Here is a 19,210-nt window from a genome sequence, read left to right on the forward strand (position 1 = left end):
GGGGATCACGCAGAAGGTCCTGACCGAGACGCCGCGCGAGATGGAGCGCGACGGGCTGGTGCAGCGACGGGTGCTCAGGCAGACACCACCGCAGCACGTCGAGTACGGGTTGACCGCCCTCGGCAAGACCCTGGAGGAACCACTCGCGGCCATCTGTGCCTGGGCGACAGAGGACAGCCCCGCCTGATCAGCCGCTATGCCGCCGGTCAACGCGGGGGTGTTGCACGGCCACCACACCGTGCTCTGCCGCTGACAGGCGCGCGGCATCGGTGGTCGGCACCGGCTCTGACACGTGCCGAGCCCGATCAGCGTCGGCAGTGGTGTCGGACCGGGCGCCCGAACCAATGGTCTTGAACCGTAGCGCCGGTCGTTCGACCAGATGCCACGAGGGTACGGCGAGCAGAAGCGAGCCGAGCAGGCTCAGCACGATGTAGGCGGCCATTCCAAGCTGCGCGCCGCCGAGCAGGGCGATCACCTGTTGCACGGGAAAGCCGTAGATATAGATGCCGTAGGTGTAGTCGTGTCGTCGGCTGATGCGGAACAGTTTCTTCGGCAGTGCCACCGCCGCGAACAGCAGCAGGTAGGCGAGCGACGGTAGACCGACGGCAAAGAAGCCGCCCCGCCACAGGCTGACGATCAGAACTGCGGCGGCGAGCCCGGCCAGCACACCGTTGATGGGAATCCGGTGTGCGTAGAGCCGGGCGGCGACGCCGAGCAGGAAGAGGAAGCCGAGCATCAGCGTCCAGTCGGCGGCGAAGGCTCCGATCAGCGGGAACGGGCCGACGGCACCGTGCTGCGGCGGACGCGAGGTGAGCGTGGGACCCATGAAGAAGTCACGTAGCACCAGTGCGTAGCAGATGCCGGTCAGCAGGAGCACCCAACGCGGTGACCGGCGCAGCACCGAGGTCATGAGAAGGATGCCGACGAGACCGTAGAAGGCCAGGTCGTATCGGAGCGTCCAGAGCGACCCGTCGAATGCGCTGGGCCCCCCGAATATCTGCCCATAGGGTGTGTCGGCGAGAAGGCCGGAGATAGGAAACTGCTCCATCGAGGCGAACAGGTTCGTGGTGACGTAGTCGAAGGGGCCTTCCGGATGCCCCCAGAAACCGCTGAGGTTGCCGTTTTCCTTGAGGGCAACCAGCGGTGCGATAGCGAAGGCCGTCACGACGAGACAGACCCACAGGCCAGGGAACACCCGAAGCAGGCGGGCGCGAATGTACTGCGACAGAGATGAGCGCAGCGCACTGTCCGTTACCAGGAATCCGGAGATCAGGAAGAATCCGTAGACGCACATCGTGCCGATGTCGCTCTGCCCGGCGAAAAGGGTCGCGCCAAGGTTCGCCCCACCGAATCCGATCGGCCCCGCGTGCGCGATCACGACCCCACAGGCCATGGTGAGGCGCAGCACGCCGAAAGCGTTGTGTTGGGCCGAGTACCTATCTCGCAACGTCCGGGAGCGCTGCCCGTCGAGCCACGCCTGCACCTACCAAACCCTTTTCCATGAACCTGACATCTGCACAGGCCGAACATCCTGACCAAGAATGCCGAATTGCCACTCCGAACCAACAACGCGATTGCCAGCCGCCGCCTGCGAGGCGACGGTCGGATGCGCCCTGGCCCCGGCCTTTCATGCGCTGAAAGCAGCGAGGAGCGCCGCCCGGTGGCTGTCGTGGCACCCCTGTTCCACGTTCACCACCGAGCGGCACGCCCGACCAGACCGATCGCTTCGCCGCCAATGACGTGCTGCCGGTTCTGGCAATTGCTCGACACGGCCAGGTGCATTTCCTGAGCACGAACCCGGTCACGTACCACGAGAGCCTCCGATGGCGGCATGGCTCCGGATTCTGTCCGGCTTCTGCCGCCGCACGCCGCCGACGTCGGGTCTCGAGAAGGCGGTGCGGTAGAGGCGTCATCCGATCCAGCGTTCGAGTGCTCGAAGGATCGAACTTCCCGCGACGTTCGAGTTGTCGCACGGATTAGTGTTGCAGAGATGCCAGGAATCGCCGCCGGAACGCACCCGGACCACCCGAAAGGTTTTGCAGGTGATGCGATCACGCGCTGTTGGGGGGCAATCAACGTGGTCGAGTCGACTGACACAAGGCGTCTCAGGGCAGGTGTCTACGCAGCAGATCATGGAACTGGGGTGCGAGCCGGCGAGCATACGTAGCGGTCAAATGGTGGGCATCCCGGTATACGAGCACCCCGTCGATCACGGCAGGGCATAGCTCGAAGGGACAGATCTCGTCATTCAGGTCAGCGAGATGCACAGCCGGCAGGGCGGCGGCGGCACGCTGCTGAGGGAGGCCCCAGGCAAGCGCGCTCAGCCGCGGCTGGGCGCAGGTGCTCAGCCGCACGCGATTGGCCGAGACACACTCGGCCATGTCGATTGTGAATGCTGGTGTATCTCGGATGACCATCAGCGGCAGCCCGGCGTCGGTGAAATTCGACCAGGTTTCCAGCAGCGCTGCCACCTGGGCGTCCGCCGTTGCCGAGCCCGGTGGCGGCGTACCGCCATTCACCAGGGGAATCTGGGTAACGCTGGAAACGATCAACAGTTGTGGTCGTCGCTCACCGACCAGCGCCGTTCGAAGCCGCCGGTTCCACTCGGTGCAACTATCATCGGTCTGCCCGCCGATGACGATCGGCGCCGCCAAGAAGGAACATGTGGTCTTGATGTAGGTGACCAGGCGCCAGCCGCGCTCCGCCGCAACGACCTGCAGCGCCGGCACCCAGTGCGCCGCGTGTGAATCACCGGCCAGGGCCACCTCGACCGCAGAGTCACGGTTGCCGTAGACGCAGCTTCGCAACTCCGACTCCCGTGCTTGCGTGACACAGCCGTCCTGGTAGACGTCGGGCAGATCGTCGCGAGCCTCGAACGGATCAGGACGGATGGTGGCGAACCTGTCGACCAGCGGCAACGAGCCGCTGCCACCGGGTAGCGCACCGCTCGCCGCGCCGGCCACATGCTGCGGGGTCGTGGGCACCGATGCGACCGGTGGCCGGACAGCGAACTGAAGCCCGACCCCGGCGAGGGCCGTCACGCTGGTCGCGACCAGGCCCAGGCGGAGGGTGCGGGCCTTGGCGAACCGGCTGTGCCGAAGTGGGCTCTCCACCAGGTGATAGGTCAGCACTGCCGGCACCGCCGAACAGAGAATCATCGCGAGCCCAGCGCCGGTACCCAGTGGACCCCACCGGGTCTCCGCCACCACCAGCAACGGCCAGTGCCACAGATACCAGGAGTACGAGACGACCCCGGCCGCCCGAATCGGCCGTAGTTCGAGGAGCAGGGCGGGACCGAATCGGCTGGCGCTGGGGCCGGCCGCGATGATGGCGACGGCACCGAGCGTGGGTAGCAGCGCGAGGTATCCCGGGTAGACAGCCGTCTCCGGTCGGATCGACGCCGCCGCGAGGGCCACCGCGGCCATCCCGGTCCAGCCGATGGCCAGGGCGGCTCGACGCGACAGGCGATGCAGCTGTCCGCCCAGGATCGCCAGGGCACCACCCAGGGCCAGTTCCCACACGCGGGTGGTGGTGACGAGGTAAGCCCGGGCGGGCTCGGCCGCACTCAGACGTATCGACCACACCAGTGACGCAACGCCGACCAGAGTGAAGGCGACAAGCAACGACACGGCCATCCGGTCACCGAGAAGCCGCCTGCGGTGACGCCCCGACAGTCCGTGCCAGGCGGCGGCGTTCCGGGTCTTGACCCCGCGCGCACGGCGCTGCCGGCTCAACACGCCGACAACGAGCAGGAGCAACGGCCACAGTAGGTAGAACTGCTCTTCCACCGCGAGCGACCAGAAGTGCTGGAGAATGCTCGGTGCTTCCTCAGCACGCAGATAGTCGGTCGACTGCTCGACCAGCCGCCAGTTCATCACGTACGTGGTGCTGGCCAACGCGTCCCAGGCCGTCTCGGACCAGCGGATTGGCGGCAGGAACAGGTAGGTGAGCAGGACGCTCGCCACGATGACGACGCTCGCGGCCGGCAACAGGCGTTTGGCGCGTCGGGCATAGAAGCCCGCGATGGATATCGTGCCGGATCGGCGTATTTCGTCGACGAGGAGTCCGGTAATCAGGAACCCGGAGATCACGAAGAAGACATCGACGGCGACAAAGGCACCGGGGAGCCCGGGCAGACCGGCGTGCCCGACCAGCACCAACAGCAGCGCGAGCCCGCGCAGCCCCTCGATGTCGCCGCGAAACCGGCCGGCCAGGATGGTGCCGTCGCTGCCGGCCGCTTGACGCTCAGCCCCGCCGGGCAGACGGAGTGTTCCACCCCGGGTGGGGGCCTGATCGTGGCTCATCTCGATGTCGTACCTATTGACCGGGTGAATCGGTGAGGACAGACGCGGAGCGTGCGGTGATGACCTGCCGCGCCGTAGCGCGGTTGTTCGGGGTGGGCACGTGCTGCGTGGCCTGCCTGCTCAGTAAGGTGGTGATGGCTCGAACGCACCGCTGCGCCGCGTGACCGTCGCCGTAGACTTCACGGGCTCTGACCGGGGCGGGCTGAGCGAGGCGGCGACCGACGGCGTCGATGATGCGGTCGGGATCGGTGCCGACGAGATCTCCTAGTTGGTGCTGGATGATCTCCGGTCGCTCGGTCGCGGTTCGGGTGACAACCAGCGGAACACCGAGGCTGGCCGCCTCTTCCTGTAGGCCGCCCGAGTCGGTCACCACCACGTGTGCCGCGCGGAGCAGTCCCAGCATGTCGGGATATGGCAGTGGGGCGAGCAGTCGGATGTTCGGTAGGTCGGGCAATTCGGTCCGGGCCTGCTCGGCGAGCCGGGGGTTCGGGTGAGCGATGACCGCCAGTTCAATGTCGGGACGGGCCTCAGCGACCCTGGCCAGTGCCTGCATTACCTGGGCGATTCCCGCGCCCCAACTCTCTCTGCGGTGCGTGGTGGCGACGATCAGACGCCGACGCGGGTCGATCCACGCCGGAACGCGGGCCAACCCCTCTCGCAACAACGCATGTACGGCGTCCACGACGGTGTTGCCGGTCATCACGATGCGTCCGGCGGGTATCCCCTCGGCGAGCAGATTGCGGCGGGCCGTGCTGGTCGGGGCGAGGTGCAGCGTGGCGATGCGAGCGAGCATCGCCCGGTTGGACTCCTCCGGGAACGGCTCCTGAGGTTGGTGACTCCGCAACCCGGCTTCCAGATGTACGACAGGTATCCGGTTCCAGAACGCCACGAGCCCGCCGACCAGGGCGGTGGTGGTGTCTCCGTGTACCACCACCGCGTCTGGTCGGCGACCAGTCAGCAGTAGCTCCACCGCACTGGTCAGCTCGGTGGCGAGCTCGGCGAGCGAGCCCGTCCTACGGCTGAGGGCCAGGGTGGTGTCGGCACGCAGCCCGAACGGGGCCAGTGCCTCATCGACGCGGCCGGGTTGCTGGCCACTGTCGACGACGGTCGTGCGTAGGTGCGGGTCGTGACAGAGGAGGCGCACCAGTGGCGCGATCTTGACGCCCTCAGGTCGCGTTCCGGCCAGGAGCAGCACTTCGGTTGGCCTCGCTCTGTCACGACCCATCGGTCAGCTCCGACCTGCGCGTCGGCGGCGGCTCAGGAGGAACCCACCGGTGCCTGCGGCCAGGGCGCCGAGGCCTAGCGCAACCGGCGCGCCGGCGAGCGGAACGACCGGGATGGGCGGTGCGACGGCGTTGACTCCGCAGCTGGACAGGCCGATGACCACCGAGGCGAGCGCGCCACCCAGCGCGGAAAGATCCAGTGCCGTCACGCTCAGTTGACCGACGCCGGAACTGGACTGCCCGTTCAGGGTGAGGTTCAGCAGGCCGGGGACGCTCAACCCGGTGTTCGGCGCGGGGTTGGCGGGCAGGCTGAGCAGAGTCGTCGGCACGCCCAGCAGGGTCGAGACGATGCTGGCGTTCACGAGAGTTGCGGTGCCGGTCGCCGACGGGCTGCTCGTCGCGGTGCATTCGGAATAGATGGCGTCTGCGACGAGGGCGATCGTGGCAAGCCCGTTGGTGCCAAGGGCCAGGGTCACCTGAGCACCGGGGGTGACCGTGCAGGCGCCGCCGGGCCCGATGGTGATCGTACCGCCGCTGCCGAGCACGCCGGCGCAGGCGGCGGAGGTGCCGTCGTTGTAGGCGCGTACGTACTGCCCGAGGACGCCGGCGCTGATGACGTTCTGGCTGCCGAGCACAGCCAGCGGCGGGTTCGTGTTGCCTGAGATGGATTCGGTCGTGCCGTCGTTGGTGGCGCTGGCGGTGCCAGAGCTGGCCAGGCCACCTCCGACCAGGCTGATCTGAAGTGCCGATGCGCTGGACTGGGAGGTGTCGGCCATCGCGGGTGACGCGACGACCAGAGCTAGTGCCAGACCGCCGGCGATGGTCGCCGCGGCCCGGACGACGCCGGACCCTACTTTGTGCATGCGAGATCTCTCTTCCTGTTTCTGACGGGACCGTCGGGGCGGTGGGTGGGGGTGGGCTGCGCCGGGGGTTGCGGAACGGAAACCGTGCCGCGTGGGCGGCCGCCGAGTTGCGCGACGATGCCGGCCGAGGGCGGCGGGCTCGGGTCGCTGTCGGAGGCCCGGCTCGACGGCGTCAGATCGGCGTCACGCGCGGTCTTCTGCCACTCGGAGCGAGAGGTGAGCATTCGCGCGAAGGCGATCCAGACAGCTGCGGACTGCACGTAGCTGTAGAGCCAGTGACTGACGCCGAGCCCCAGGGCGGCGGCCACCGACAGGTGCGGTTCACTTTTGTTGCGGTAGACCAGGCCCCAGACCGCGAACGGAAGGATCCCGAACACCGCAATCAGCGGGGGTACGCCCCAACCGCCTCCTGCCCACCAGGCGGTGATACCGCCGGGCGTGCGGGCCACGTACCACCCGAGCACGACGAGACAGCCCAGATAGATCGGCGTGCCGAGGAGCTGGAACCAGGGCGCCGCGAGGAAGTGGGCGATCTCCAGCGTGGCGGAGTTGCTGATCCGTCGAGAGTGCAGGACGGCGGCCAGATAACGACCACACTGCATCGATCCCTGCGCCCAGCGGGTTCGCTGGCGGATCAGTGGGCGGATCCGGGTCAGCGCCTCCTGGGCGACCCAGGTCTCCGCGCAGTACTCGGTACGGCCGCCCTGCAGCAGGATGTGCAGGCCGAGTTCGAAGTCCTCCAGCAGCGCCCCGTGCCAGGGGGTGCCGTGTTCCGTCGCGAGCTGCCGCAACAGCGAGACCCGGGTGAACTGACCGTTACCGCCCATCGCGACGCTCGCGGTGTAGCGGCGCAGTGACTGCATGGCCGCGATCGGCGCGCGGAACTCCATGTCCTGGAGCCGGACCAGCAGCCGGGCCCACCTGCCGGATTCTCCCGCCGGCCGGAAGCACTGCATCATTCGGACCTCGACCTGTACCGCGGCCACCTCGGCGGCGCCGAAGTACCGCGGACCAGCGAGCGCGGAGCGACACCGAGGATCCAGGTAGCTGTCGGCGTCGAGAACACCGACGATGGTCCGTTCGAGGACGGCGTCCGCGGGTAGGTGGCGCGCGATCGCCTCCCACGCGGCGTTCAGCGCTGCCCCCTTGCCCTGCACGGCGTCGGGCAGCCTGCGGGTCACGACACGGACGCGGGGGTCGGCGGTGAAGGAGCGCAGCACCGCGTCCGTACCGTCGTCCGACCCGTCATCGACGCACCAGACCGTGACGTCGGGCAAGTCTCGGAGCAGTCGGTGCAGGGTCCCCGCGATCACACTGGCCTCGTTGCGGCAGGGAATGACGATGTGCCAGTCGTAACTTCGGTGATCCCCACCGCCTGACCGCCCGGTCCGGAGGTGCAGTACGAGAATGCTCAGCACGTATGCGCAGAAGTAGACGCAGAGCAGGAAGGCCGCCGTGTTCAGGACGGCGAGGGACTGGATCTCAATGGGCACCCGGTGACCTCCGTGTCCGGCTTCCCCGGCCTACCAGGAGGAAAAAGACGATGGCCACGGCGATGAGTCCGATGGTGCTGATGGCCGAGCCGATGAGCACATGGCTGCGCTGGTAACCGACTTCGAAGCCCCACAGCTGCATCGACGCGACAACGGCCGCGAGGCGCATCTGGTTGACCACCACGAGCAGCCCGATCGCCAGGCCCACCGCGACCAGCGCACGGGTCAGCGTCACCCGCCGGAAGCCGACCAGCAGAGCGGCGAGGAAGAATGGTGGAACCAGCAGCAGGGCGACCGAGCAACCGGTGGAGACCAGAAATCCGACCCAGCGCTGTTCCAGCGGGAAGATGACGGCGGCCCCGATGGAGGTGGTGTCAGCGAGACCGATCGCGGAGACCAGTCGTGCGTTCAGCCATGCCTCGACCACTGCCACGTCGTGCCATCGCCGCAGTAAGACAGTTCCAAACGCGATGCCGCAGACAGCACCGAGCGAGGCCTGGAGCCAACTCGTCGCGGTGAATCGGCCGGTCGGCGGCCGCTTGCTCATCGAGGTCGACTCACGAACGTGGCGAGCCAGAGGGTGGTCCCGAGTAGGATCAGTCCGATCCCGACGAGCAGCCAGGAATGTATCGCTACGCCGGTCGTGGCCAGCCCTCCGCCGACCGCCGGACCCTTCGTCGGAACCCCGTACATCAGCCTTCACTCCCTCCGGTATGAGGCCGCAGCCCCCCACGCGACAAAAGGAACATATAGGACATGGGTGGCGATAGGTGACCTCTTCATAATCTGACTGATCTTCGCGGTAGGTCCGCCACGGATCGCCGGGCGGCGGTGGATACCCCGTGATCGACCCATTGAGGGGTGCTCTGGTCAGCGATGTCCGGGGCGCAGCGCGGCCCGGTTCAACACACGGCCTGGCCGCACCTCTCATCCGAGGTGCGGCTGGTCGCGACCGATCGGATCGTCGATGCCCGCTGTGCGGTCAGACCGAGGAGGCGCAGCGGCAGGTCACTGCGAGGCTCCCACCGGCTGCCCCTGTCGTGGCCGGTAGGTGCGCTGTGGACCTCCCGCGCGCCGCCGCCATGCCTCGCGGGCGGTGAGCTGCACTCCCTCGGCGAGCCCGATCGTGGGCCGCCACCCGAGTTGGGCAAGCGCCTTGCTGCCGTCCAGCGCCATTCGGCGTACCTCGTGCGGGTTGGGATGCGGCGCGTAGTGTGCGTCCGCCTCCACCGCCAGCACCGAGCGGACGAGCCCATAGAGATCGTTGATGCTGGTCTCTATGCCGGTGCCGATGTTGACCAGTCCGGCGCCCGGGTAATGACAGGCCCGGGCCACCGCGTCGGCCACGTCCACGATGTGCACGAAGTCTCGGGTCTGCTCGCCGTCGCCGTGGATGGTGGGTGGGCAGCCGTTCAGCAGCGCCTCGGTCATCACGGCCACCACGCTGCTACCGCCCCCCGCGGGCCGCGGGCCGTAGACGTTGCCGAGCGCCAGAGCCGTGTACGTCATGCCCCGTTCTCGCCGGTACCAGTCCAGATAGCAGAGCGCCACAGCCTTGCTGATGCCGTACGGACTTGTGGCAGCCAGTGGTCGGTCCTCCCGGATCGGCAGGGCCTCCGACGGGAGACTTCCGTAGATCGCACTGCTGGCGGCATGCACGAACAGCCGTACTCCAGCCTGCGCGCAGGCGTCCAGCACATTGATCGTCCCGAAGATGTTCACATCGGCGTCGAACAGCGGGGACTCCCGGGCGGCCTGCAGGCTGCCCTGACCCGCGAGGTGTACCACCACTTCGGGTTCCCACTCGTGAATGATGTCGACCGCCTCCGCGGTGCGGATGTCGCCTCTGAGGACGTCTGACTGCGAGAGCCCGCCGTACGCGGCGTCGGCGAGGTTCTCGACCCGGCCGGTCGAGAAGTCGTCGAGCACCTTTACGTGAATACCCATCAGCATCAAGCGCGCGACGACGTGGCTGCCGATGAATCCGGCCCCGCCGGTCACCAGAACGCGATTCGGAATTGAGTTGCCTTGCCCGACTGACTCGGCCCCGTTCGGCGGAACTTCCATCGTGAACTCCTTGGCAGCGGGGTGGTGACTTTTCTCGGCATCGCCGTGCGAACTGCCGTTACCTTCCGTTGAGCAGGATTATCCTGGCATAAACGCATCAAACGGGCATAGACTTTCGTAGACGAAAAAGCTTTGTTTTATGGCAAATAAGCCGTTTATCCCAGTGGATCGTTCATAGTGCTGTCGGGAGCATCAACGCGCTCATGGGCCGCTGGGAGGAGGTCAGCCGGGTGGACAAACCGTCAATCGCCGCGCCAATTGAAGATTCTCCGCGAACGAAGCCTGGGCACCCGCCTCGCCGGCACGGGGGTACGTCTCTGCTCAGCGCCCGCCGGAGCGTCTCGGCGCGGCAGGCGGGCGGCGGACGCCTACGCGCACTGGTGATCGAGCCGGCCGACTCACCCGTACGGTCCGACCGGCTCAACGAGGAATTCGACGTCGTGCTTCGCGTGCCGGCGCCCAGTCGCACCGAGCAACTCACGGCGGTCCTTCGACGGCTACGGCCAAGGGTGCTACTGCTCAAGAATTCCCTCGACAGCATCGACGAGCCCACGGTGGCCGCATGCCAGCAACTGGGCGTGGAGATCCTGGTGTTGGCACGGCCCGTCTACGGACTACTGCCCACCCGAGGCCTCCGGCGCTTCGGCGGGCTGCCCTGGATCCGACTGCGGTCGAGCCAGCGTCGTCGCGCCAGCGAACATGTCAAGCGGTACCTCGACCTGGGCATCATCGCGCTCAGCGCGACGCTGGTGCTGCCGCTGATCCTCGCCATCACCGTGGTGCTCTCCTTCACCGGTCCGCCGTTCTACCGCCAGCAACGCGTCGGCACGGGCGGACGGCCGTTCTACATGATCAAATTCCGGACCATGCGACCCGGGGCGGAACGCGAGACCGGGCCGGTGCTTGCCCGGCCGGAGGACACCCGGATCACCCGGGTCGGACGCCATCTACGCCGCACCCGACTGGACGAACTCCCGCAACTGTGGAACGTCATCCGTGGCGAGATGAGTCTGGTCGGTCCGCGCCCCGAACGGCCCGAGTTCATCGCGGAGTTCCGGCAACTGCCGCACTACGACCTGCGCCATCTGGTCCGACCGGGACTCACCGGGCTGGCGCAACTCACCGGTGGCTATGCCGCAACGGTGGAGGAGAAGCTCCGCTGCGACCTGTTCTACCTCAACTGTCGTTCGCTGCGGCTGGACCTGAGCCTACTGGCCCTGACCGTCCTGGATCTGTTCCGGGGATTCCCCCGTGGCTAGCCCGACCGGCACCGCTGGCGGGCGACTTGCCCGCAACACGTTGAGCATGCTGGGCGCCCGGGTGGTGATGGCACTGGCCGGGCTGGTCACACTGCCCATCGTCTACCAGCATCTCGGACCCAAGGCGTTCGGCATCTGGGTGCTGCTGACCGGTCTGCTCGCCATCGCCGCGCTGTTCGACCTCGGCCTCGGCTCTGCCCTGGTGCGGGAGGTGGCGAGCGTCAACGCCCAGAGCGGGCCGAGCGAGGTGATCAGACGGCTGCTCGGGCTTGGCCTGGCCTGGGGACTCATCCTCGGCGGGCTCACCTTCTCCGCGCTCGCCGCCAGTTGGCCGTGGATCGCCCACCTGCTACGACTCGGTGAGCTGACCCGAGATGCGTGGCACGCGGCGCTATGGCTGCTGCTCGGTCTGGTGGCCAACGGGGTGGAGCTCCCCTGGCGCGCGGTGCTGGAGGGTGTTCAGCGCTACGGAACGTTGGCACTGGTGAGCACCGCGATGGCCGTCCTCGGGGCGGCACTGACGATCGCGGTGGTGCGGCTCGGCGGCGGTCTGGTCGCGCTCGCCGCCGCCACCGGGGCGACGAGTGCGATCCGGACCATTCTGCTCGCCGCCGCAGCAGAACACCGGCACCGAAACCTGACTCCCCGCTGGGGCCGGCTGACCGGTCACGATGTCCGGCGTATCGGCGGGTACGGTCTGCGGGTTCAGGTGTCCAGTGGCGCCGCCGCCGTGAACGTGGAACTCGATCGGCTCGTCCTCGGCGGCTTCTTCGGCCCAGCGGTGGCCGGCAATGCCGATCTCGGCGTCCGTCTGCTCAATCTGTTGCGGCTACCGCCCGGCTTCGCGTTGCTCGTGTTGTTCCCCGCCGCGGTCCGGCGCACGGTCACCGGCGGACGGGCCTGGCTCGACACCTTCTACCTTGACGCGACACGTCACCTGGCCGCGTTTCTCGCGCCGGCGGCGGCAGCCCTGATGGTCGCCGCCGATCCCCTGGTGCGGCTGTGGCTCGGGGAACCGGTGCCGTGGGCCGCGCCGACCATCGCGGTCCTCGCTCCCGCGTACGCGCTCAACCTGATCATGGGCGCGGCCACCATCGTCGCCCGGGTCGAGGGCCGTCCCGGCCTTGAGACGCGCTACGTGCTGCTGTCGGTCGTGCTGAACGTGGCGCTGACCGTACCGCTGCTGATTTTCGCTGGTCCGCTCGGGGTGCCAACCGCCACCGCGCTCGCGGTGGTGCTCGCCACGGCGTACTTCATGGCCCACTTCCACCAGGCGACGGCGCGCCCGATGCGGCCGATGCTGCGGACACTGTGGGTGCCGACCGCCGCAGCGACGGTCGCGGGTGTCATCACCGCTGCCCTCGTCGGGTACCTGCCGGACGGTCCGGGACGATCCTGCGCAGCGCTTTCCGTCGTCACCCGCGCGGGCCTGACGCTGACGCTCGCCGCCGGGCTGCTCATGCTGTGCGGGTATCCGCGAGCCGACGAACGAGCCTGGCTGCGGTCGCTCGCCGGTCGGGTCCGATCCACGCTGGCCACCGGAGTCCACCGATGAGCCTTGATCTGTCCCCCGCCCACTGCCTGAACTGTGGAGACGGCCAGCCACACCGCGAAACCCTCGGTGGCGCCGTACGCCGTTGCACCTGCTGCGGGCTTGGCTGGACGGTGCCGGATCCGACCGTCGGCCCGGCCCGGTACGACCTGGACTACTTCACCGGCGGCGGCTACGAGGACTACTTCCGCAGCGCACCCCGACGGTTCGAGGCGGGGCGGCGGTTGCGGTGGCTGTCGACCGTGGTGCCGCCCTCGGTGTTGGTGGAGGCGGGCTGCGCGGGCGGCTACTTCCTGGAAGCAGCCCAGCGTGCCGGTTTCACAGTCACCGGAGTGGAGGTGTCGCAGGTGGCGGCGAAGTTCGCCGTCGAACAGCTGCGGGTGCCGGTAAGACAGGGCTACTTCGAGCAGGTCGCACCAACGCTACAAGCCGACGTCGTCTGCGCGTTCCACGTGCTGGAGCACGTCGACGATCCACGAACGTTCCTACACGCCGCACGGAACGTGCTGACACCCGGCGGATGGCTGGCCCTCGAAGTACCGAACATCGCCTCCGCCGCCGCCACCCGCCTCGGACAGCAGTGGCCCGCCCTGCAACCGGCGTACCACCGCTGGCACTTCACCCCAACCTCGCTGACCCGGCTGCTGGCCACCGAGGGATTCGAGGTCGTCCGGCAGGACACCACCGTCTTCCGGTTCTACATGCCGATCGGATACCGCATGCGACACGCCCGACGGTTGCTTCCGCCCGACTGGATCAATCTGCGCTCGCCACGCCTGACCCATCGGCGGCGGGGAGACCTCCTGCGGGTGATCGCCCGCAAACCGCGAGATGTATGGAGCGGCTGATGAAGCTCAGCAACGACGATCTGACCACCTGCCGCCTGTGCGGACGCGACGGCCGGCCCGACCCGGCGCTGGATGGAATGCTGCGCCGCTGCACCGAGTGCGGATTCCTCTGGACCGCAGGTATCGCGGTACCACCGGACGAACTGTATGACGAAGCCTATTACCTGACCGACGGTTACCAGGATTACTTCGCGGCCAGCGGCCAGCGACGGTTCGAGGCGGGGCGGCGGTTGCGGTGGCTGTCGACCGTGGTGCCGCCCTCGGTGTTGGTGGAGGCGGGCTGCGCGGGCGGCTACTTCCTGGAAGCAGCCCAGCGTGCCGGTTTCACAGTCACCGGAGTGGAGGTGTCGCAGGTGGCGGCGAAGTTCGCCGTCGAACAGCTGCGGGTGCCGGTAAGACAGGGCTACTTCGAGCAGGTCGCACCAACGCTACAAGCCGACGTCGTCTGCGCGTTCCACGTGCTGGAGCACGTCGACGATCCACGAACGTTCCTACACGCCGCACGGAACGTGCTGACACCCGGCGGATGGCTGGCCCTCGAAGTACCGAACATCGCCTCCGCCGCCGCCACCCGCCTCGGACAGCAGTGGCCGGCGGTGGCACCCCAATATCACCGATGGCACTTCACCCCCGACACGCTCAGTCGGCTGCTGTGCCAGACCGGCTTCAAGGTGGTCTCGCACGACACGGTCTTCTCCCGCTTCTACTGGCAGCCGATGTCACGTCTGCGGCGGGCCCGCGACCTTCTCGTCGCCGACGTCGCCGCCAGTCGGTCGCCCCGGATGCGCCATCCACTCCTCGGCGACCTGCTCCGCGTCTTCGCCCGCCGCGAGGAAGCGGCGGTGGATCGATGAGCGCCAAGCCGCGCGGAGGCGCGCTCGGGCCGCCCTGCCTGTCCATCCTGCTGACAAGTTGGAACACCCGAGAGCAGACCCGGCAATGCCTGGAGACACTGGCGGCCACCGCGCCACCCGATCTCGACTACGAGGTAGTGGCCGTGGACAACGCTTCCCGCGACGGCTCGGCGGAACTGCTCGCCCGGTGGCCCCGGGTCCACCTCATCCGCAACAGCCGCAACGTAGGCTTCGCGCCCGCCGTCAACCAGGCATACCGGCGGGCCCGCGGCGAGCTGATCCTGCTGCTCAACAGTGACGTGGCGTTTCATCCAGGCGCGCTCTCCACAATGCTGTCATTCCTGAAGGAGCACCCCGCAGCGGCTGGGGTGAGCCCGCTCTACCGCAACCCCGACGGCACCTTCCAACAGCACTACGTGCAGCAGCCGAGGTTCCTGGCGTCCCTGGCGCTGGTCACCGCGCTACGCCGAGTACCCGGGTTCCGGCAGGCGCTGCACACCTTCGAGATGCGTGGCCAGGACTTCAGCCGCCCACGCCTGCTGGCCTCCGGTAGCTGCATGCTGCTGCGCCGCGCCGTGCTGGCGCCGGACCACATCTTCGACGAGCGGTTCCCGGTCTACTGGAACGACGCCATCCTGGCCCGGCAACTGGAGCGGGCCGGCCAGCAGTTGTGGATGATCCCGGATGCCGTGGTGACCCACGTTCGGGGCGCCTCGTGCCGGCTGCTCGGACCATCCATCCGCTTTCGTCACCTCCTCGGCAGCCTGGTGACCTACCTGAGGATGACCCAGCCTCGGCACCGGGTCGCGCTGTTCCGGCTGGTCGTCCTGGCCGACCACGCGGCGAAGCGCATCTGCGGGCGTACCGCCCAACTCACCCTCGCCGACCTGCGAGCCGCCCTTCGAGGTGACGTCGGCCCGCTGCCGGACGGCGACATCCGGGACTGGCTGATCGTGTTCACCCGGACACCGTCCACCCCCGAGCTCGATCGAGCGGTGATCGCCGAAACACTGCTCGACGACCCGGAACAACGCCTGCTGCTCGTGGACCCGCCAACGCCACGTCCACGTTGGCGCAGCCGGGTCACCCGCATCGACGACAGGGCATGGCACCTCACCCCGCCAGCCCCGCTGCCCTTCGGCGCTCGCCTACGGACCGTCGACACGGCAAACCGTCGGTTCGCCGCCGCCGCCGTACGCCGCTGGCTCGACCGTCAGGCGGGAGCCCGGCTGCTCCGGCTCGACGACGCCGGCGCCCGGACCGTGCTCGGCCGGATCGGCGAGGACGAGGTGCTCGCGACGACGCGCCCGGTGCCGGTCAGACAGCGGGTCGGCCATGACTGATCTGAGCGACCGGGAATCCCCGACACGGGGTTCCCGCACCGCAAGCGGCAGCGCCACCTGGGTGATCTTCTTCAGCGCCACCCCCTGGCACGGCGGCGCGCACCGTCAGCACGCACTGGCGCGGCAGCTCGCCACCAGCTACCGGGTGATCTTCGTCGATCCCCCTGGGCTCCGAATTCGGACGGGCACCTCCATCCGCCGAGTCGAACACCACATCTGGCACGCCGAGCTACCTACCGCGGCCCCGCTCGGCCGGCATCTGCCGGCGGCGAACGCGATCAACCGACGAGTGACCGTGGCCGTGTTACGGCGCTGGCTACACCGTGATCCGGCGGGCGTAAGCCTGATCTGGCTGGACGAGGACCTGGCCGCGGCCTGCGCCAGCCGGATCGACGCCGCCGCGGTCGTCTACGACGTGACCGACCTCGACTGGACGTTCACCCGCCGGTGGAACCGGCGCCATCTGCGTCGAAACCTTGATCGGGCGGTGTCCGCCGCCGACCTGGTGCTGGCGTCGTCGGCCGCGCTACCTGCGCGGATGCCGGCCGGCCGACAGACACCTGTGGTACTGCCCAACGCCTGCGACCCGGAGCACTTCACCCCTCAAGGCCCGACCGTTTCCCGACCGGTCGAGCCGGGTCGGCCGCTGATCGGCTACTCCGGCACCATCGACACCCGGGCCTTCGACGGCGAGTTGGTCGCCGAGGTGGCACGCAACCGGCCCGACTGGACGTTCCTGCTGATCGGACCGAGCACGCGCGCCGGCCGGAAGCCCCTCGCGGGCCTCACCAACGTGCTGGTCACGGGTCCTGTCCCCTACGCCGAACTACCCGCGACACTGCGCGTCTGCGATGTGACCATAATCCCGTACCGCCTCGGCGGTCTGGTGGACTACGTGCACCCGAAGAAGTGCTACGAGTACCTGGCGCTCGGCAAACCTGTGGTCGCGACGCCGTTGCCGGCGCTGACCGGGTTGACCGGCGTGGTCCGTCTCGCGGCTCGTGCCGAGGACTTCACCGCCGCGATCACCGCGACGCTGACCGAGACGACCGACCCGGAGCAGGCCGCCCACCGCAGGGCTGTGGCGACCGCGAACAGCTGGTCCGTCCGGGGCGAGCACCTGCATCGACTGGTCGCGGGACTGCTCCGATGACCCGGCTCGCGGTCGGCCTCGGCGTGGCGGCGGTGAGCGCCACGCTCGGAGCCGCCGTGTCGCTGGCCACCATGCTGCCGGGGGTGCTGGCGCTGGCGGGCACGGGTGCGCTGGTGGGCCTCGCCGTCTTCCTGCTCTGGCCGTGGGCCGTGCTCCCGGTCGGCATCGTCGGTGGTGCGGTGGCTGGCGGGCTGGTCGGCGGCGGCGACGTCCGCACCTACGTGGCCGCGCACCTGCTGGTGCTGGCCGTCGGCGGGATCGCAGTGCTGATCCGGTACGCCCTCGGCTTCTCAGCCGGCCGGCGGCGGACCTCAGCCGACACCGGAATGATGCTGGTGGTCGGGTTGACCCTCGCCGCCGCCTGTTACGGCCTCGCGGTCGGGAACCTACCCACCGAGGTCGTCGTCGCCGCGTACCAGATCGCCATCCTCCCGCTGTACTTCTTCCTCGCCACGCACACCCTCACCACTCACCGCCGGCTGGCCGCCGCCGGGCTGCTCTACGTCGGCGTGGTGGCCGTGCTGGCCGCCATCTCGATGACCGTCCCCGGCCGTCACGGCGGCCTACTCACACTGCTCGCGGTCCCGATGCTGGCCTGGTTCGCCGGTCACTACCGAGGCTGGCGCCGGCTCGCCGCGGTGCTGCTCGCCGGCCTCTTCGCCATCGACGTGGTGCTCGCCTCGTACCGGGGCATCTGGCTCGCAGCCGGGGTGACTCTGCTGACCATGCTGATCTTCGGCGGGCGGGCGGTGCGGACCGGACTCGGTGCCACCGCCACCGTTGGACTGGTCGTCGCCGCCCTGCTCGCGCTCCAGCCCGGCGTACGCGAGCGCGCGCAGGAGATCGGGATCGGGCTTCAACAGTCCGCCGGCTATCGCGCGTCGGAGTCGTCGGTCGGTCTGGACGTCTTCGCCGACCGACCAGTCCTGGGAGCGGGACTCGGGCAGTCGACCACCGATGTCTACCTGGCCGACTTCGCCCTCACCGACGTCGGGCCGGTCTACCACGCCTTCTACGTGACGCTGCTGGCGAACGTCGGACTGGTGGGCCTCGCCCTGGTGCTCTGGCCGGTACTGCGTGGGATCCGGGCCGGGCTTGCCGACCCGTCCGGGCCCGCCCTCCCGTTCGCGGCCCTGTGCTGCGGGTTTCTCGGTGCCGCGGTGTTCGCGGCCCCGAGCGACGGACACTGGGAACTCGGATTGCTACCCGCGCTGGCGTTGTTGACCGCCCGTCCTGCCGGACAGGTGCGACAGCCTCCACCCGGCCGACCACGGCTGCCCGTGCGGGTTCCGGAGGCGGTGCGCTGATGGTCGAACTCGAAGCGACCGCGATCGTCGTCACCTACAACTCTCGGGGACACATTCTCGCCGCGCTCACCGCGCTACGGCAGGCCCGCCTGTCGGTACGACTTGTCGACAACGGCTCGACCGACGGCACGGTGGAACTGGTGCGGGCTCACTTTCCTGAGATAACCGTGCTGGTCGGCCAGGGCAACGTCGGCTTCGCCGCCGCCGTCAACCGGGGCGCACGTGGGGTACAAAGCAACGTCCTGCTGCTGATCAATCCCGACTGCGTGGTTCCACCCGAGACCGCCCGGGCACTCGTCGAGACTGTGCTCGACCGACCGGAGATCGGCATCGCAGGGCCACGACTGCTTGACGCCGACGGCCGGGTCGCGGTCAGCGCCCACCCCTTCGAAACGCTCACCACGGTGGTGGCCAGCCGATTCGGGGGGGTACTGGTGCCGGTGCCGGTACGTCGCTGGCTGGCTGGGCAGCGCCGTCGACAGGCGTACGACGTGTGCCTGCACGGTGCTCTCCCGGCCCCGGTCGACTGGGTCTCCGGCGCGTGCCTCGCGGTCCGTACCAGTCTGTTCACCGCCGTCGGCGGGCTGGACGAGGCGTACTTCATGTACTACGAGGACGAGGAGTTGTGTCTTCAGGCCCGCCGTCACGGCGCCGACGTGGTGTATCTCCCGCAGGTGACGGCGGTCCACAGCGGCGGAGCGAGCAGTAGTGACCCGGCCTGGATCTGGCCCCACCTCTACCGCAGCATGTTCGTCTTCTTCGGCCGCCACCGGCCCCGGTCCCGACGGGCGGTCCGGGCCGTCGTCCTGCTCCGGGCGGTGCTGGGGGTCGCTCTGGCCACCGTACGACTGTCGCTGCAACCGCGTGCCGGCATCGCTCGGATACGTGCCTGGACCCGAGTTGGCCGCATCGCGATCACCCGAATCCACGTTTGAGGAAGTCAC

At 68.6% G+C, this 19,210-nt stretch carries 16 protein-coding genes; 9 read left to right on the forward strand and 7 right to left on the reverse strand.

Annotated elements, in window-relative coordinates:
* Positions 1-4 precede the first annotated feature (4 nt).
* Positions 5-187: a helix-turn-helix domain-containing protein gene (locus O7601_RS24395; protein WP_281567020.1), complete on the forward strand. Its 183-nt coding sequence runs from the start codon at positions 5-7 to the stop codon at positions 185-187.
* Here the strand turns inward: O7601_RS24395 and O7601_RS24400 are convergent, their stop codons facing one another.
* The 7 genes from O7601_RS24400 to O7601_RS24430 form a co-directional block, all read right to left on the reverse strand.
* A complete protein-coding gene (locus O7601_RS24400) occupies positions 188-1,483 on the reverse strand; it encodes an acyltransferase (RefSeq protein WP_281563423.1) in 1,296 nt (431 codons plus the stop codon).
* Positions 1,484-2,105: 622 nt separating this feature from the next.
* The gene (locus O7601_RS24405; protein WP_281563424.1) at positions 2,106-4,304 is read right to left on the reverse strand and encodes an acyltransferase family protein; all 2,199 of its coding nucleotides are present in this window, start codon (positions 4,302-4,304) and stop codon (positions 2,106-2,108) included.
* Positions 4,305-4,317: 13 nt separating this feature from the next.
* Entirely contained in the window at positions 4,318-5,529 is a 1,212-nt protein-coding gene (gene wecB, locus O7601_RS24410) for a UDP-N-acetylglucosamine 2-epimerase (non-hydrolyzing) (RefSeq protein WP_281563425.1), read from the reverse strand.
* 3 nt (positions 5,530-5,532) lie between these two features.
* Positions 5,533-6,390, reverse strand: a complete 858-nt coding sequence (locus tag O7601_RS24415; protein ID WP_281563426.1) for a choice-of-anchor P family protein — start codon at positions 6,388-6,390, stop codon at positions 5,533-5,535.
* On the reverse strand, positions 6,378-7,883 hold the full coding sequence (locus tag O7601_RS24420; RefSeq protein ID WP_281563427.1) for a glycosyltransferase: 1,506 nt from the start codon (positions 7,881-7,883) through the stop codon (positions 6,378-6,380). The genes O7601_RS24415 and O7601_RS24420 overlap by 13 nt, the downstream gene beginning before the upstream one ends.
* A complete protein-coding gene (locus O7601_RS24425) occupies positions 7,873-8,316 on the reverse strand; it encodes a hypothetical protein (protein ID WP_281563428.1) in 444 nt (147 codons plus the stop codon). Before O7601_RS24425 ends, O7601_RS24420 begins: the two co-directional genes overlap by 11 nt.
* A 575-nt stretch (positions 8,317-8,891) precedes the next feature.
* Complete coding sequence (locus O7601_RS24430; protein ID WP_281563429.1) at positions 8,892-9,950, reverse strand: NAD-dependent epimerase/dehydratase family protein; 1,059 nt, start codon at positions 9,948-9,950, stop codon at positions 8,892-8,894.
* Between the two features lie 380 nt (positions 9,951-10,330).
* Between O7601_RS24430 and O7601_RS24435 the strand changes: the two genes are divergently transcribed.
* The 8 genes from O7601_RS24435 to O7601_RS24470 are packed head-to-tail and all read left to right on the forward strand — an operon-like array spanning position 10,331 to position 19,201.
* Positions 10,331-11,209: a sugar transferase gene (locus O7601_RS24435; protein ID WP_281563430.1), complete on the forward strand. Its 879-nt coding sequence runs from the start codon at positions 10,331-10,333 to the stop codon at positions 11,207-11,209.
* Complete coding sequence (locus O7601_RS24440) at positions 11,202-12,764, forward strand: oligosaccharide flippase family protein (protein WP_281563431.1); 1,563 nt, start codon at positions 11,202-11,204, stop codon at positions 12,762-12,764. The genes O7601_RS24435 and O7601_RS24440 overlap by 8 nt, the downstream gene beginning before the upstream one ends.
* On the forward strand, positions 12,761-13,609 hold the full coding sequence (locus O7601_RS24445; RefSeq protein ID WP_281563432.1) for a class I SAM-dependent methyltransferase: 849 nt from the start codon (positions 12,761-12,763) through the stop codon (positions 13,607-13,609). Before O7601_RS24440 ends, O7601_RS24445 begins: the two co-directional genes overlap by 4 nt.
* Entirely contained in the window at positions 13,609-14,463 is an 855-nt protein-coding gene (locus tag O7601_RS24450; protein WP_281563433.1) for a class I SAM-dependent methyltransferase, read from the forward strand. The genes O7601_RS24445 and O7601_RS24450 overlap by 1 nt, the downstream gene beginning before the upstream one ends.
* Entirely contained in the window at positions 14,460-15,806 is a 1,347-nt protein-coding gene (locus O7601_RS24455; protein ID WP_281563434.1) for a glycosyltransferase family 2 protein, read from the forward strand. Before O7601_RS24450 ends, O7601_RS24455 begins: the two co-directional genes overlap by 4 nt.
* A complete protein-coding gene (locus O7601_RS24460) occupies positions 15,799-16,959 on the forward strand; it encodes a glycosyltransferase (protein WP_281563435.1) in 1,161 nt (386 codons plus the stop codon). Before O7601_RS24455 ends, O7601_RS24460 begins: the two co-directional genes overlap by 8 nt.
* Entirely contained in the window at positions 16,956-18,266 is a 1,311-nt protein-coding gene (locus O7601_RS24465; RefSeq protein WP_281563436.1) for an O-antigen ligase family protein, read from the forward strand. The genes O7601_RS24460 and O7601_RS24465 overlap by 4 nt, the downstream gene beginning before the upstream one ends.
* Positions 18,266-19,201 (forward strand): glycosyltransferase family 2 protein, encoded by a 936-nt coding sequence (locus tag O7601_RS24470; protein ID WP_281563437.1) that lies wholly within the window; start codon positions 18,266-18,268, stop codon positions 19,199-19,201. Before O7601_RS24465 ends, O7601_RS24470 begins: the two co-directional genes overlap by 1 nt.
* Positions 19,202-19,210: the final 9 nt, after the last annotated feature.

Source organism: Verrucosispora sp. WMMD573 (assembly GCF_027497175.1).
Taxonomy (GTDB): domain Bacteria; phylum Actinomycetota; class Actinomycetes; order Mycobacteriales; family Micromonosporaceae; genus Micromonospora.